Source organism: Lacinutrix sp. Hel_I_90 (assembly GCF_000934685.1).
Taxonomy (GTDB): domain Bacteria; phylum Bacteroidota; class Bacteroidia; order Flavobacteriales; family Flavobacteriaceae; genus Lacinutrix.
In genome coordinates, this window is record NZ_JYNQ01000001.1 from 3,362,631 (window position 1) to 3,377,791 (window position 15,161).

At 33.6% G+C, this 15,161-nt stretch carries 12 protein-coding genes and 1 tRNA gene; 7 read left to right on the forward strand and 6 right to left on the reverse strand.

Annotated elements, in window-relative coordinates:
- Positions 1–16: 16 nt before the first annotated feature.
- Together rpoC and GQ46_RS14935 are read left to right on the forward strand one after the other, a co-directional pair.
- Positions 17–4,318, forward strand: coding sequence for a DNA-directed RNA polymerase subunit beta' (gene rpoC / locus GQ46_RS14930; RefSeq protein WP_044403536.1), 4,302 nt, complete (start codon positions 17–19; stop codon positions 4,316–4,318).
- A gap of 207 nt (positions 4,319–4,525) precedes the next feature.
- Positions 4,526–4,855 carry a DUF3467 domain-containing protein gene (locus GQ46_RS14935; protein ID WP_044403538.1) on the forward strand — a complete coding sequence of 110 codons (330 nt, stop codon included), beginning with the start codon at positions 4,526–4,528 and terminating at the stop codon, positions 4,853–4,855.
- A gap of 437 nt (positions 4,856–5,292) precedes the next feature.
- Here GQ46_RS14935 and GQ46_RS14940 read toward each other — a convergent pair whose 3' ends face one another.
- Positions 5,293–6,882: a peptide chain release factor 3 gene (locus tag GQ46_RS14940; protein WP_044403539.1), complete on the reverse strand. Its 1,590-nt coding sequence runs from the start codon at positions 6,880–6,882 to the stop codon at positions 5,293–5,295.
- 573 nt (positions 6,883–7,455) lie between these two features.
- Between GQ46_RS14940 and idi the strand changes: the two genes are divergently transcribed.
- The 5 genes from idi (at position 7,456) to GQ46_RS14965 (ending at position 9,876) form a co-directional block, all read left to right on the forward strand.
- Entirely contained in the window at positions 7,456–7,989 is a 534-nt protein-coding gene (idi, locus tag GQ46_RS14945) for an isopentenyl-diphosphate Delta-isomerase (RefSeq protein WP_044403541.1), read from the forward strand.
- A gap of 75 nt (positions 7,990–8,064) precedes the next feature.
- Complete coding sequence (locus GQ46_RS14950; protein WP_044403543.1) at positions 8,065–8,475, forward strand: 6-carboxytetrahydropterin synthase; 411 nt, start codon at positions 8,065–8,067, stop codon at positions 8,473–8,475.
- A gap of 1 nt (position 8,476) precedes the next feature.
- On the forward strand, positions 8,477–9,451 hold the full coding sequence (locus GQ46_RS14955; RefSeq protein ID WP_044403545.1) for a type I phosphomannose isomerase catalytic subunit: 975 nt from the start codon (positions 8,477–8,479) through the stop codon (positions 9,449–9,451).
- A 27-nt stretch (positions 9,452–9,478) separates the two neighbouring features.
- Positions 9,479–9,745 (forward strand): hypothetical protein, encoded by a 267-nt coding sequence (locus GQ46_RS14960; RefSeq protein WP_044403547.1) that lies wholly within the window; start codon positions 9,479–9,481, stop codon positions 9,743–9,745.
- 57 nt (positions 9,746–9,802) lie between these two features.
- Positions 9,803–9,876 (forward strand) — tRNA-Thr (locus GQ46_RS14965).
- Positions 9,877–9,992: 116 nt separating this feature from the next.
- Here the strand turns inward: GQ46_RS14965 and GQ46_RS14970 are convergent.
- From GQ46_RS14970 to GQ46_RS14990, 5 genes are all read right to left on the reverse strand, one after another.
- The gene (locus GQ46_RS14970) at positions 9,993–10,697 is read right to left on the reverse strand and encodes a DUF4369 domain-containing protein (RefSeq protein ID WP_044403549.1); all 705 of its coding nucleotides are present in this window, start codon (positions 10,695–10,697) and stop codon (positions 9,993–9,995) included.
- A 53-nt stretch (positions 10,698–10,750) separates the two neighbouring features.
- Positions 10,751–12,061 (reverse strand): DUF819 domain-containing protein, encoded by a 1,311-nt coding sequence (locus GQ46_RS14975; protein WP_044403552.1) that lies wholly within the window; start codon positions 12,059–12,061, stop codon positions 10,751–10,753.
- A 688-nt stretch (positions 12,062–12,749) separates the two neighbouring features.
- On the reverse strand, positions 12,750–13,676 hold the full coding sequence (locus tag GQ46_RS14980; RefSeq protein WP_044403554.1) for an alpha/beta hydrolase: 927 nt from the start codon (positions 13,674–13,676) through the stop codon (positions 12,750–12,752).
- 487 nt (positions 13,677–14,163) lie between these two features.
- Positions 14,164–14,760 (reverse strand): alpha-ketoglutarate-dependent dioxygenase AlkB, encoded by a 597-nt coding sequence (locus GQ46_RS14985; protein ID WP_044405175.1) that lies wholly within the window; start codon positions 14,758–14,760, stop codon positions 14,164–14,166.
- A gap of 5 nt (positions 14,761–14,765) precedes the next feature.
- Positions 14,766–15,125 carry a MauE/DoxX family redox-associated membrane protein gene (locus GQ46_RS14990; protein WP_044403556.1) on the reverse strand — a complete coding sequence of 120 codons (360 nt, stop codon included), beginning with the start codon at positions 15,123–15,125 and terminating at the stop codon, positions 14,766–14,768.
- Positions 15,126–15,161: the final 36 nt, after the last annotated feature.

Sequence of the window (15,161 nt, forward strand, 5' to 3'; positions counted from 1 at the left end):
TTTTCACATAAAAATTATGGCAAGAAAGCAAGATAAGAATACAGTACAGAGATTTAACAAAATCTCAATTGGCTTAGCGTCACCAGAGTCTATTTTAGCAGAGTCTAGAGGTGAAGTTTTAAAGCCAGAAACTATTAATTATCGTACACATAAACCAGAAAGAGATGGTTTGTTTTGTGAGCGTATTTTTGGTCCTGTAAAAGACTACGAATGTGCTTGTGGTAAATATAAGAGAATTCGCTACAAAGGTATTGTTTGTGACCGTTGTGGTGTAGAAGTAACAGAAAAGAAAGTACGTCGTGATAGAGTAGGACACATCAACTTAGTTGTGCCTGTAGCTCATATTTGGTACTTCCGTTCGTTACCAAACAAAATTGGTTATTTATTAGGGTTACCATCTAAGAAATTAGATATGATTATTTACTACGAACGTTACGTAGTTATTCAGCCAGGTAATGCTAAAAATGGCGAAGGAGAGCCATTACAAAAAATGGATTTCTTAACGGAAGAAGAGTATTTAAATGTTTTAGAAACACTTCCGCAGGATAATAATTATTTAGAAGACGCAGATCCTAACAAGTTTATCGCTAAAATGGGAGCTGAATGTCTTATCGATTTATTAGCGCGTATTGATTTAGATGCTTTATCTTTTGAATTACGTCACAAAGCCAATACAGAAACGTCTAAACAACGTAAAACTGAAGCCCTAAAACGTCTTCAAGTTGTAGAAGCTTTACGTGAGTCTAACAACAATCGTGAAAATCGTCCAGAATGGATGATTTTAAAAGTAGTGCCAATTATTCCACCAGAATTAAGACCATTAGTGCCTTTAGATGGTGGCCGTTTTGCCACTTCAGATTTAAATGATTTATACCGTCGTGTAATTATCCGTAACAACCGTCTTAAAAGATTAGTTGAGATAAAAGCACCAGAAGTTATTTTACGTAACGAAAAACGTATGTTGCAAGAATCTGTAGATTCATTATTAGATAACACACGTAAATCATCAGCTGTAAAAACAGATTCTAACAGACCGTTAAAGTCACTTTCAGATTCGCTTAAAGGTAAGCAAGGACGTTTCCGTCAAAACTTACTTGGTAAGCGTGTTGATTATTCTGCACGTTCGGTAATTGTTGTAGGACCAGAATTGAAATTATTTGAATGTGGTCTTCCAAAAAACATGGCTGCGGAACTTTATAAGCCGTTCATCATTCGTAAATTAATCGAAAGAGGCATTGTAAAAACAGTAAAATCAGCTAAAAAAATTATAGATAAAAAAGAGCCAGTCGTTTGGGATATCTTGGAGAATGTTCTTAAAGGACACCCAGTATTACTAAACCGTGCGCCTACGCTTCACCGATTAGGTATTCAGGCCTTCCAGCCAAAACTTATTGAAGGTAAAGCAATACAATTACACCCCTTGGTGTGTACAGCCTTTAACGCCGATTTTGATGGTGACCAGATGGCAGTACACTTACCATTAGGACCAGAAGCTATTTTAGAGTGCCAATTGTTAATGTTAGCCTCTCACAATATCTTGAATCCAGCAAACGGTTCTCCAGTAACTGTACCTTCTCAGGATATGGTGCTTGGTCTGTATTATATGACCAAACTACGCCTTTCTACACCAGAAGTACCTGTAAAAGGTCAAGGCTTAACTTTTTATTCTGCAGAAGAAGTAAATATTGCTTACAACGAACAAAAAGTTGATTTAAATGCACAAATTAAAGTGCGTACCATGGACTTTAATGCTGAAGGAGAATTAGTACCACAAATTATTGAAACAACCACAGGTCGTGTATTGTTTAATGAAAAAGTACCAGCTGCTGCAGGTTATGTTAACGAAGTATTAACTAAGAAATCGCTTAGAGATATTATTGGTGAAATTTTAAAATTAACAAGCGTACCAGAAACAGCTGCTTTCTTAGATGAAATTAAGACTTTAGGATATAACTTTGCCTTTAGAGGTGGATTATCGTTTAGTTTAGGAGATATTATTATCCCGCCAGAAAAGCAATCAATGATTGATGCTGCCAACAAAAAGGTGGATGCAATTACTGGTAACTATAACATGGGATTAATAACAAATAACGAACGTTATAATCAGGTTATTGATATTTGGACGTCAACGAACGCAGAATTGACAGAGTTGTCTATGAAGCGTATTCGCGAAGACCAACAAGGATTTAACTCTGTGTATATGATGCTTGATTCTGGAGCCCGTGGATCTAAAGAACAGATTCGCCAGTTAACCGGAATGCGTGGATTAATGGCTAAGCCTAAAAAATCTAATGCAGGTGGAGGAGAAATTATTGAAAACCCAATTCTTTCTAACTTTAAAGAAGGTCTTTCAATTTTAGAATACTTTATTTCAACGCACGGTGCACGTAAAGGTCTTGCCGATACAGCACTTAAAACTGCCGATGCAGGTTATTTAACGCGTCGTTTAGTTGATGTGTCTCAAGATGTTATTGTAAACAGTGAAGATTGTGGAACATTAAGAGGTGTTGAAGTTACAGCATTAAAGAAAAATGATGAAGTTGTAGAGAAGTTACAGGAGCGTATTGTAGGTCGTGTAGCACTTAACGATGTTTATAATCCTATTACGGAAGAGTTATTGGTTGAAGCAGGACAATTAATTAATGATGCGATTGCAGCAAAAATTCAAAATTCTCCAGTAGATACCGTAGAAGTACGTTCACCATTAAGTTGTGAAGCTAAACAAGGAATCTGTGCACAGTGTTACGGAAGAAACTTAGCAACAAATAAAATGGTTCAACGTGGTGAGGCTGTTGGTGTAGTTGCTGCACAGTCTATTGGTGAGCCAGGAACACAGTTAACATTACGTACGTTCCACGTGGGTGGTATTGCAGGTAACATTTCTGAGGTAAATAAGCTTGCTGTTAAGTTTGATGGTATTGCCGAAATTGAAGAATTAAAAACTGTAAAGGGTACTGATAAAGAAGGAAAAGAAGTCAATATTGTAATCTCTCGTACTTCTGAATTGAAGTTAGTAGATAAGAAAACAGGTATAACTTTAAGTACCAATAACATTCCTTATGGTTCTACAATATTTGTAGAGGATGGCGATAAGTTAAAAGCAGGAGATGTAGTATGTGCTTGGGATCCATATAACGGTGTAATTATTTCAGAATTTGCCGGTAAAGTGAGATATGAAAATATTGAGCAAGGGGTAACCTATCAAGTTGAAATTGATGAGCAAACAGGTTTCCAAGAAAAAGTAATTTCAGAATCTAGAAACAAGAAATTAATACCAACACTTATTGTTGAAGATGCTAAAGGCGAAGCAATTCGTTCTTACAACTTACCAGTAGGTGCGCACATTATGATTGATGATGGAGAGAAAATTAAGATTGGTAAAATCTTAGTGAAAATTCCACGTAAATCTGCTAAATCAGGGGATATTACCGGAGGTTTACCAAGAGTTACAGAATTATTCGAAGCTCGTAACCCTTCTAATCCAGCTGTAGTAAGTGAGATAGATGGTGTGGTTTCTTTCGGAAAAATTAAGAGAGGTAATCGTGAGATTATTGTAGAATCTAAATTAGGCGATATTAAGAAATACTTAGTCAAATTATCGAATCAAATTCTTGTGCAAGAAAATGATTTCATAAAAGCAGGTATGCCGCTTTCAGATGGTTCTATTACGCCTAACGATATTTTAAATATTAAAGGGCCTGCAGCGGTACAACAATACTTAGTGAACGAAGTTCAAGAAGTTTATCGTTTACAAGGTGTAAAAATTAACGATAAGCACTTCGAAGTTGTCGTGAGACAAATGATGCGTAAAGTGAGAATTATTGACTCTGGAGATACTATTTTCTTAGAAGATCAATTAGCACATAAAGCAGATTTTATCGAAGAAAACGATGCTATTTTTGGTATGAAAGTAGTGGAGAGTGCCGGAGAATCTTCAAACTTAAAAGAAGGACAGATTATTACAGCTTTCGAATTAAGAGACGAAAATTCTTTATTACGACGTGAAGATAAGAAGCTAGTTGAGGCTCGTGATGCGAGACCAGCTACAGCAACGCCAATACTACAAGGTATTACGCGCGCCTCTTTACAGACTAAATCGTTTATTTCTGCGGCGTCGTTCCAGGAAACAACGAAGGTGCTTAACGAAGCAGCAGTTGCTGGTAAAATAGATACTTTAGAAGGTCTTAAGGAAAATGTAATCGTAGGACACAGAATTCCAGCAGGAACAGGAATGCGTGCTTATGAGAATATCATTGTAGGATCTAAAGAAGAGTTTGACCAGATGATGCAAGCCAAAAAAGAAGTAAATTATAATTAGAGTGTCGAAGGATCTTCCCAAAGGTGGAGATCTCTAGATTTAACTTATAAATATAAAATGAGTTAACTACATAGAATTTATCCCAACGCAGGTTGGGATTTATTAAAAATAACTTTAAAAGTCCTGCTATTTTCGCAGGACTTTTAATTTTAATAAATATAATAATAACAAGACTTCTGCTTTTGCGGAAGTGTAAACAAGTTTACGATGGCAGATCACAACGATAACAATGATAACAAACCAAAACAAAATCAAATTAATATTGAATTGGATGAAAAAGTAGCTGAAGGTACTTATTCTAATTTAGCAATCATTAATCATTCTGTTTCTGAGTTTGTAGTCGATTTTGTAAGTATTATGCCTGGAACACCTAAGAGTAAGGTGAAATCCAGAATTATCTTGACACCACAACATGCAAAGCGATTATTAAAAGCATTAAACGATAACGTTAAACGTTTCGAAAAAGCACATGGTGAAATCAAAGATTATGAGCAACCTCCAATCCCGTTAAATTTTGGACCAACTGGACAAGCCTAGTAATTAGACCAAAAAGCCCACAATATTTAAAATGTTTAGAGGTGCTCAACATATTTTTTTTGAGCAACCTCCAATCCCGTTAAATTTTGGACCAACTGGACAAGCCTAGTAATTAGACCAAAAAGCCCACAATATTTAAAATGTTTAGAGGTGCTCAACATATTTTTTTTGAGCAAGCTCCAATCCCGTTAAATTGTGCTTTAACAGGAGACATAAAAAAAAATCCTCTAATTAAACAATTAGAGGATTTTTTTATGAAATATGCTTACTATTTATAAATAGTTATAGGCTATAGATAAAATTAATTTTATAGTTTTTTATTATTTTAATTAAAAACAGGATGTGTTTTAAAGTGTGTTAAATGCATTTTAAAAAATTAATTACTGTGTTGTGTTTAAAGGTAGAATAACGCTGTTAAATCATCCTGAAATTGTTTTTTACTCGAATTCTGAAACGTAGTGAAATTTAATGCTAGGATACTTTTGTTGAGTCATTTGCAATGAAAAAGCTGAATCGGCTAAGAAGACCAATTGATTTCTTTTGTCTTTAGCTAAAAAGCGTTGCTTTACTCTCAAAAATTCTTTGAATTCATCATTTTTTGGGTCTTTGGGCTCTACCCAGCAAGCTTTATATACATTTAAGTTTTCATAAGTACACTTTGCACCGTATTCATGTTCTAAACGGTATTGAATAACTTCATATTGTAAAGCACCAACAGTACCAATTACTTTTCTGCCGTTCAATTCTAGTGTAAATAATTGAGCCACACCTTCATCCATCAATTGGTCGATGCCTTTATATAATTGTTTAGATTTTAAAGGATCTGCATTATTAATATATCTAAAATGTTCTGGTGAAAAACTTGGTACACCTTTATAATTAAGCACCTCTCCTTCGGTTAATGTATCACCAATTTTAAAGGTTCCTGTGTCTTGTAAGCCCACAATATCTCCTGGATAGGAGATGTCTACTATTTCTTTCTTTTCAGCAAAAAAAGCATTTGGACTTGAAAATTTCACTTTCTTATTATGTCTAACATGCAAATAAGGCGTGTTACGTTTAAATTCACCAGAGACTATTTTTACAAAAGCCAAACGATTTCTATGATTAGGATCCATGTTAGCATGGATCTTAAAAACAAAACCTGTAAACTTATCTTCATCTGGTTTTACTAGGCGTTCTTCACTTTTTTTCGCTCTTGGTTTTGGTGCTATTTCAACGAAACAATCTAATAATTCTCTCACACCAAAGCTGTTTAAAGCAGAACCAAAGAACACGGGTTGAAGCGCCCCCTCTAAATAAGCGTCATTATCAAATTTTGGGTAAATACCTTCTATTAATTCTAACTCTTCGCGTAAAGTGTCTGCCGCTTTATCACCAATTAATTTATTTAACTCTTTAGAATTTAAATCAGAAATCTCTATAGTTTCCTCGATGTTTTTCCGACTATCGCCACTAAATAAATTGATGTTTTTCTCCCAGATATTATAAATGCCTTTAAAATCATAGCCCATACCAATGGGGAAGCTCAATGGGGTTACCTTTAACCCTAATTTTTGTTCAATTTCATCTAATAATTCAAAAGCATCTTTACCTTCTCGATCCATTTTATTTATGAATACAATCATTGGAATGTTGCGCATACGGCAAACTTCCACCAATTTTTCAGTTTGTTCTTCAACACCTTTTGCAACATCAATAACAACAATCACACTGTCTACAGCGGTTAAGGTTCTAAAGGTATCTTCAGCAAAATCTTTGTGACCAGGGGTATCAAGAATATTGATTTTTATGCCATCATATTCAAAAGCAAGTACCGATGTCGCAACAGAAATACCACGCTGACGTTCAATCTCCATAAAATCACTGGTAGCCCCTTTCTTAATTTTATTGCTTTTTACTGCACCCGCTTCTTGAATGGCACCTCCAAATAGCAATAATTTTTCAGTTAAAGTGGTCTTTCCTGCATCAGGATGCGATATAATACCAAAGGTTCTCCTTCTTTTGATTTCGTCTAAAAACTTCATAAAAATAATTTGTGCAAATATACTTTTAATGTTTTTAAATGAATAAAATTACACCGTGTTAAGTTATATTTTAATGATTTATAATTAGGTGTTATACCTCATTCAGTACTTTTTCCTTCAAAAAAAGAATTTAATTAATAAACCTTCTGCTTTTTTACTGCTTTTTAAATCATAAGCTAGTGGATTAGTAAATTTTTAAAAGCTATTTAAATTCAAAAGTTGAAGCGACAGATAATAAAGCATGGTGGAAAGAATACATAGTGTTACTAAGGCTTTTATTATTGATAAGAGAGCTGTCTTAATTGATCGAATTTCAGAAGTTGGGCATGTAGCGTATCAAAGTAATAAATAGTTGTTCTAAGTGCTTTAATTGTAGTAAAGAGGAATACGAGCAGAACTGATGAAGCAGGTTTGTGGTTATAAAAAAAGTAAAAACAGAAAATAAAGTTAAGGGAACACAAAAGCATAACCTTATTTTGGTAATGTCTTTTACTTTTTACTAGTATTAAAATAAACTTAAAACGAACTTATTCTTTTCTCTATTTTGTAAATTTGTTTTCCTCAATTAAGAATATGACAGAAGAAAAAGTAATTCTAGTAAACGAAAAAGACGAGCAAATAGGTTTAATGCCAAAAATGGAAGCCCATGAAAAGGGGCTATTACATCGTGCATTTTCAGTATTTGTTTTTAATGAAAGGAATGAACTAATGATTCAGCAACGGGCGTTAAGCAAATACCATTCACCTGGCTTATGGACTAATACATGTTGCAGCCATCAAAGAGAAGGAGAAAGCAATCTCGATGCAGGTAAAAGACGTTTAATGGAAGAAATGGGGTTTGTAACGCCGCTAACCGAAAAAACATCCTTTATTTACAAGGCACCTTTTGATAATGGACTAACCGAGCATGAATTAGATCACATCATGATTGGGTACTTTAACGAGGAGCCCAAAATAAACAAAGCAGAAGTCGAGGCATGGAAATGGATGTCTTTAGAGTCTGTAAAAAAAGATATGAAAGAACAGCCAGATTTATACACGGCATGGTTTAAAATCATTTTCGATAAGTTTTATGAATTTATAAATATTACTGATAAAGCCTCTTAAAACTAGTAGTTTATCATTGAAAAATAAAGGAGTAAAGCGGTTACAGGTAACCACAAAAGCAATACGTAAAAAGACATGAAAGTTACAGTAAGTAGAAGAGCACATTTTAATGCAGCCCATAGATTATACAGAAAAGATTGGAGTCAGGAAAAGAATGATGCCATTTTTGGAAAGTGTAACAATCCAAATTTTCATGGACATAATTACGAGTTGATAGCTAGCGTTACCGGAGAAATAGATCAGGAAACGGGCTATGTTATAGATGTAAAAGTTTTAAAAGATATTATTAAAACTGAAATTGAAGACGCTTTTGATCATAAAAATCTAAATTTAGATGTCCCTGAATTTAAGGAATTGAATCCAACAGCAGAAAATATCGTTGTGATTATTCATCAAAAAATCAAATCAAAATTAGAGTCCAACCTTGATTTAGAAGTGACACTTTATGAAACACCGCGTAATTTTGTAAGCTATTCAGGTAAATAATATGATTAATAAACTCTATCCACTAAAGTTTAAGCCCATTCTTAAAGATAAAATTTGGGGAGGCAAAAAGCTGGATGCCTTGTTAAATAAAAAAAGCGACTCTGTTACTCTTGGAGAAAGTTGGGAGATTAGTGATGTTGAGGGTGATAACTCAAGAGTTGTTAATGGCGCTTTTAAAAATAAATCACTTAAATCTTTGTTAGAGCAGTACCAATCAGATTTAATTGGTGAAAAGAATTATAAAGTCTATGGTAATAAATTTCCATTACTTATTAAATTTATTGACGCTAAGGAAGATTTATCTATTCAATTGCACCCTAATGATACATTAGCAGCAAAACGCCATAATTCCTTCGGGAAAACCGAAATGTGGTATGTCATGCAGGCAGATGATAATGCTAATATTATTGTGGGATTTAATCAAGAAGTAACACCCGAAGTCTATTTACAGCATTTAGAAGACAAAACACTTACAGAAATATTAAATTTTGATAAAGTAAAAACAGGAGATGCTTATTTTATTGATGTTGGTAGGGTACATGCTATAGGTGCAGGCGTTTTATTAGCCGAAATACAACAAACGAGTGATATTACCTATCGTATTTACGATTGGGACCGGATGGATAGTGAAGGTAATGCACGTGAGTTACATAACGATTTAGCTTTAGAAGCCATCAATTTTAAGATGAAAGATGATTTTAGAGTGCAGTATTCAAAAGCTAAAAACAAGTCTAGTGAAATGGTAGCTTGTCCCTATTTTACAGTGAATCATTTACTGGTAACTAACAAAACACTTCAGAAGAAAAACACCTTCGATTCTTTTATTATCTATCTCTGTGTAGATGGTGCAGCCACTATTAAAGTAAACAACCATTCTGAAACATTATTAAAAGGCGAAACCTTGTTAATACCAGCCTGTTTCATGTCTTATGAAATTAGTGCAGAAAAAGCAACGTTATTAGAAGTTTATGTTTAATTTTGCGCAAAATTAAATTTTAGTATTATGGCAAATAAAAGAGACCTAAAAAAAGACATCAATTATGTTTTAGGTGACATTATTGAAGCAGTTTATGTTTGGGAGTACTCAAACCCATCTAAAGACGCAAAGGATAGTGAAAAAATCATTGACGACGCAATTGTAACTTTTGACGATTTAATAGCAAGAGTTAATGCTAATAATGTAGAAAATAAAAAAGCACACTTTAAGTCAATCAACTCAGAATTAGAGACTAAAGGACGTGAACTTATCGAAAGAATAAATAAGCTTTAAAATTTTTAAAAAAATGTTTGTAAATATGAAATTGAAATTTATATTTGCACTCGTTTCGCCGATGTAGCTCAGCTGGCTAGAGCAGCTGATTTGTAATCAGCAGGTCGTGGGTTCGAGTCCCTCCATCGGCTCTAACAAACTCCAATCATTTTATGGTTGGAGTTTTTTTATGCCATTGCTTAAAATAAAAAAAGCCTTTCAATAAAGAAAGGCTTGATTCTATGAAAATTAAGAATGTAAATTAGGCTTATTGCTCTTCTTGCTTTATTCTATCTACGAAGCGTTGTAATGCTTTTCCATATAGAGAGGCTTTAATATTTGGTGTCAACGAATTGTTTACAGTGTCTAGAAGTTTAATATTAGCATTGTACAGTTCTGTTAAAGCTAAATAAGGAGCGACTTCGCTATCTTTATTATTAATAGCAAAATTAACAGTGTAAAGGTATTTTCGTCTCTCCAGATTTTTATAGGCTTTTTCAGTTTTAAACACTAAAGCGGTATCCTGAGCTTTTGCTGCATCAAAATTTTCTTTTATTAAATCTAAATTCTGATTATTGAATTTTGACAATACAAGTCTGTATTCATTTAAAACATCTTGCTGTTTAGAACCAGTCACTTTAGCATCAAAAACAAAGTTTTTAAGCGTCGTGTTAATTTCTGTGATGCCTTTGTTACCAAAAAAAGAGATTCTATCGTCAAGATTATCATTTTTATTAAGATATAAAAAGAAGAGTTCAGGTTCAATAATGTCACTTTCTAATTCAAATTGTGAATTGCCATCAATTTTTAAAGAATCAACGGTTATTAACAAACTATCTTTAGCTTTCTTTAAATAGACTGTTCCTTTTTTTAAGCCTTTAATGTTTCCTTTTACAATAAGTTTGTCTGATGTTGTCTCATTTCCACAAGAGAACAAAAAACATAAACAGGCTAATACTATTAATTTTTGCATGTGTTTTTATTTGATTTTAAGAGCGCAAATATGCTATAAAAATTGTTTAAATACTAACCGGCAGCAGCTAATTCCATTAAAATAGTACAACCTATTGCAGCTATGGTTCCAACGGCATAGCCAAAAACAGCCAATAATACCCCAACAGTAGCTAACGAAGGATGAAATGCTGATGCCACTATTGGAGCCGACGCTGCGCCACCAACATTAGCTTGGCTACCTACAGCTAAGAAAAAATAAGGGGCCTTAATAAACTTCGCTACAATTATTAATAATAAGGCATGTATGCTCATCCAAATAATACCAACAGCAATGAGCCCAGCATTATCAAAAATAAGCGTTAAATCCATTTTCATACCAATAGAAGCGACAAGTATGTAAATAAATACACTGCCATATTTACTAGCACCAGCGCCTTCATAATTTCTGGCTTTGGTAAACGATAATAGTATCGCAATAATAGTAGAGATACTTATCATCCAAAAGAAGGTAGAGCCTAGAAAAGTGAATATGTTTTTAGTTGTTGGTGATTCTATATTGGAAACGAGTCTTTCGAAAAAAGGCGCTAAGAAACTTGCCGATAAATGCGCCATGCCTACAGAGCCAAATGCGATAGCCGCTATAATCATTAAGTCTGTTAATGAAGCATCCCTTTTTATTTTTGCCGAAAAGGTTGACACTTTTTCTTTTAATTCTTCAATGGACGAATTATCTGCTTTTAACCATTTGTTAATACGATCAGATTTTCCAATTCCAATAAGTAAAACGGCCATCCATACATTGGCTACCACAATATCGACAAATACCATTGTACCATATTTTGCTTGGTTGAAACCGTATATTTCTAGCATAGCAGTTTGGTTCGCGCCACCACCTATCCAGCTTCCAGCTAAGGTTGATAATCCCCTCCAAACCGCATCAGGTCCCGCGCCTCCTACAGTTTCTGGAGAGACCATGGAAATTAATAATATAGCAATGGGGCCACCTATTACAATACCTATAGTTCCAGTAAAAAACATCACTAACGCCCGCCAACCTAAATTGAAAACGGCTTTTAAATCAATGCTTAATGTCATTAATACCAATGCAGCAGGCAATAAGTAACGACTAGCTACAAAATAGAGATTAGATTTACCAGTAACTATTTCTCCAGCGTCAGATGTTGATTCCCATTCAGGAGCAATCAAACCAATAGTTGTAAATAAAGCAGGTACCATATAAGCCATAAAAAGGCCAGGCACAATTTTATAAAACTTTTCCCAAAAACCACCTTTTAGTGATTCCGTATAAAATATAAATCCTAAGCTTATCATCAATACACCAAAAATGACAGTGTCATTGGTAAATAAAGGGGTTGTGTTCATTTTTTGTTTGTTTTAGTGCACGCAAAATAGCAAATTAAAACAGGATAAAAAAGAAGTAAAAACAAAGTTTGGCATACTAATTGAATTATTCTAATAGTAATTACTTACAGTGACTTTTTTAAAGTGTGGTTACTTTAAACAACGAGTAGTAATTATAAAATTTTTGGTTGGTTAGTATGAAAAAGCATTCCTTATGGAATGCTTTTTCTATTTGTATTATAAAGTCTAAAAATGTGTTAATACTTGCTGTTTTTAGTCCTAAAAATCATTTTGGCACACAAATTGAAATCTAATAAACGAGTTAACTACAATGACGCTTTTAGAGTGTGGTTACTTTAAAAGAAGAGTGGTTAATTTCATATTTTTTGGTTGGTTAGTAAGAAACAGCATTCTAAATAGGATGCTGTTTCTATTTAGTGGCCCTAGTAAATGTTAAATATTTCGCAAAAAACGCTACGGCTGGGTACAACAAATAGGTTTGGCACGTTAGTTGAAATATAGATGGTATAATTATCTACAGAGATTAGTTTAGGGTGTGGTTACCTTAATCTAGGAGTGATAATTATCATATTTTTGGTTGGTTAGTATGAAAAAGCATCTCTCTCTGAGATGCTTTTTCTATTATGGTAGGTTTAACACTAAAAAGCCTCTCGATATCGAGAGGCTTTTGCTATAGGGTATGTAGTTTTTATTTTATAAAGTCTACAATACTATCAAATAAATCTGCAGATAGTGCTCTTGAAGATTCGTTATAAGACTTTGAATTCTCTAAATTATCACCTTCTATAGGCACGAGAACATGATTCATTTTTTCAATAATTTTTAATGTCGCTTTTGGTGCAGCATCTTTTAGTAATTCAGCTTCAGCCTCAGAAACTTGTAAGTCTTTTGTGCCATTAATAATTAGAATAGGCATGTCAAGCTTTTTAATCTCTTCTTGAGGTTTGTAATACATCCAATTCGAAATAAAAGGTTGTATCTGCTTATTAAAAATGGAAGCCAGAGCGGGAGGGAAGTCATTAGTTGTTTTTCCATCAGCCAATAGTTTAAAAACACGTTTGGTATCTTCAATAAGCATGGGCGCTGTTTTTTCAACTTGTTCTATAATTACCTGGTCTATAGATTGTCCTGCACCTGCCAATGAGATAAAACCGTCTGCCTTGTCTTTTGCTGCTAAAATACCAACTAAACTACCTTGACTGTGTCCAATAACATAAATTTTATTAAATGTATCCTTAGCTTTAAAATAGTCAATGACCGAAGCCGCATCTTTTACAAAATCATCAAACATGATGTTATTATCTACCCTACCATTACGTATTTGTTTTACAATGCGTTTGTCGTATCTAAAGGTTGCAATATTTCTATTAGAGAGTCCTTCTGCCAATTTCTTAAGCGCATTTCCCTTTAAAAAATTCTGATTCCCATTTCTATCTGTAGGCCCTGAACCGGCAATAATGATCACTAAATTAGGTTTTGTAAGGTTATTGGGAGAGAGAAGTGTACCATCTATAAACTCATTTATGGCAATATCTCGGGCAGAAAATTTTTTTTCTTGAGAAAATCCCAAATAAAGGCTACCAATTAAAACAAATATTAACAGTTTACTTTTCATAATTTAAATGTTTATAACACGATAGTATTTCAAATTGAGTGCCAAAGAATATAATTATGAGCTAATTTACATTAATTATTTTGACCTAAAAGGAGCGATCGTTTTTTATAAAAGAGGTATTTCATCGATAATTAAGTGTTTTTAATCGGGTTTTGTTAAAATTTTATGTATTTCATCGAAATTACGGACTCTTAAACGTCTAAATTCAAATTTCTACCCTACATTTGAAGTGTACTAGAATACATACTTTTAGTTCAATGGATTAATTAATTAATATTTGCAGCGCTTTTTAGTCGATATAGAGACCCTAAATCTACGAAAAACATATAATTGCAAATAACGGAAAGCCGAAGTTGAGGGACTTCGGCTTTTTTGTGTTTGTACGTTTCGTGAAATTAGCCTTAGCCTATTCCAGTTTTTATAACTGATGTAAACGAAGCTTCATATCATCCTTATAGACTTAGTGACAAAGAGTAACACTATTACCTTATTTAATAACGCGAAAAGTGAGATTTATTCTAGGTTGTACCGCTCTTTTTGTTTTTGCTATTTGGTGCAACCAATGGTGTTGTGTTTCACCTTTCATAAGCAGTAAACTACCAGATTCTAAGCGTATTTTATGCTTTAATGTTTTATCTTTTCTATGTTTTAAATGAAATGTTCTGGCCTCACCAAAACTCACCGAAGCGATAACGGGGTTTTGCCCTAAAGCTTTTTCGTTATCGGCGTGCCAACCGTTGCTATCTTGTCCGTTACGATACAAGTTTGCTAAGCAAGTCGTAAAATCAGTATCGGTAACTGTTTCTATTTTTTGTTTAATTGTTAGTAACGCTTCAGAAAAGAGTTCAGGATGCATGGTGATGTTTGAGTAACGATACGATTTTTTGTTATTCGCAAAGAGTGCCGTAAGTCTTGGCTGTAAATGCGTTTTTCCAAAAACAGTAATGGCATCCTGTTGCCAGTTGGTTTTTTTAAATATACTTTTAAAATATTGAAGGGCTTCTGCCTGAGAAAAGAAATTAGGAAAATAACTAATCTCAGCATCGGGTAAATTTAATTTTATTTCTTCTGAAGGAAATAACATGTTTTTTATAATTGCAGATACCAATACGCCCAATACATCAATCCAAATTGTAATGGAATGCGTAAAAGAAGAATCCATCTAGGTATGCCAGCAGACGCTTTTTTGCCAGTTAACATATAAAAATGCACCATCAAAAAGAACATAAGCATTAAGATAATAACATATATAGATGGGTTTTTTAAGAGCGGAATACATAAGCCTATACCCAGAATAATTTCGGCAATACCACTAAGTTTTACCAATAATTTATGATTTGGTAGATACCGTGGCATAATACGTAAGTACGCTTTTGGTTTTATAAAGTGCATAATGCCCGCAAAAATATAGATTGCAGCCATTAAGTAAAGATGCCAAGGATATATCATAGGTAAATAAATTTTTCTCTAAATTAGCATATAAAA

What these genes read in the sequence shown, in the direction of transcription:
- GQ46_RS14980 (WP_044403554.1), bottom strand. Translation starts at nt 13,676, where the DNA reads ATGAAAAGTAAACTGTTAATATTTGTTTTAATTGGTAGCCTTTATTTG.
- GQ46_RS14970 (WP_044403549.1), bottom strand. Translation starts at nt 10,697, where the DNA reads ATGCAAAAATTAATAGTATTAGCCTGTTTATGTTTTTTGTTCTCTTGT.
- GQ46_RS14975 (WP_044403552.1), bottom strand. Translation starts at nt 12,061, where the DNA reads ATGAACACAACCCCTTTATTTACCAATGACACTGTCATTTTTGGTGTA.
- GQ46_RS14935 (WP_044403538.1), top strand. Translation starts at nt 4,526, where the DNA reads ATGGCAGATCACAACGATAACAATGATAACAAACCAAAACAAAATCAA.
- GQ46_RS14985 (WP_044405175.1), bottom strand. Translation starts at nt 14,760, where the DNA reads ATGTTATTTCCTTCAGAAGAAATAAAATTAAATTTACCCGATGCTGAG.
- rpoC (WP_044403536.1), top strand. Translation starts at nt 17, where the DNA reads ATGGCAAGAAAGCAAGATAAGAATACAGTACAGAGATTTAACAAAATC.
- GQ46_RS14950 (WP_044403543.1), top strand. Translation starts at nt 8,065, where the DNA reads ATGAAAGTTACAGTAAGTAGAAGAGCACATTTTAATGCAGCCCATAGA.
- GQ46_RS14990 (WP_044403556.1), bottom strand. Translation starts at nt 15,125, where the DNA reads ATGATATATCCTTGGCATCTTTACTTAATGGCTGCAATCTATATTTTT.
- idi (WP_044403541.1), top strand. Translation starts at nt 7,456, where the DNA reads ATGACAGAAGAAAAAGTAATTCTAGTAAACGAAAAAGACGAGCAAATA.
- GQ46_RS14955 (WP_044403545.1), top strand. Translation starts at nt 8,477, where the DNA reads ATGATTAATAAACTCTATCCACTAAAGTTTAAGCCCATTCTTAAAGAT.
- GQ46_RS14960 (WP_044403547.1), top strand. Translation starts at nt 9,479, where the DNA reads ATGGCAAATAAAAGAGACCTAAAAAAAGACATCAATTATGTTTTAGGT.
- GQ46_RS14940 (WP_044403539.1), bottom strand. Translation starts at nt 6,882, where the DNA reads ATGAAGTTTTTAGACGAAATCAAAAGAAGGAGAACCTTTGGTATTATA.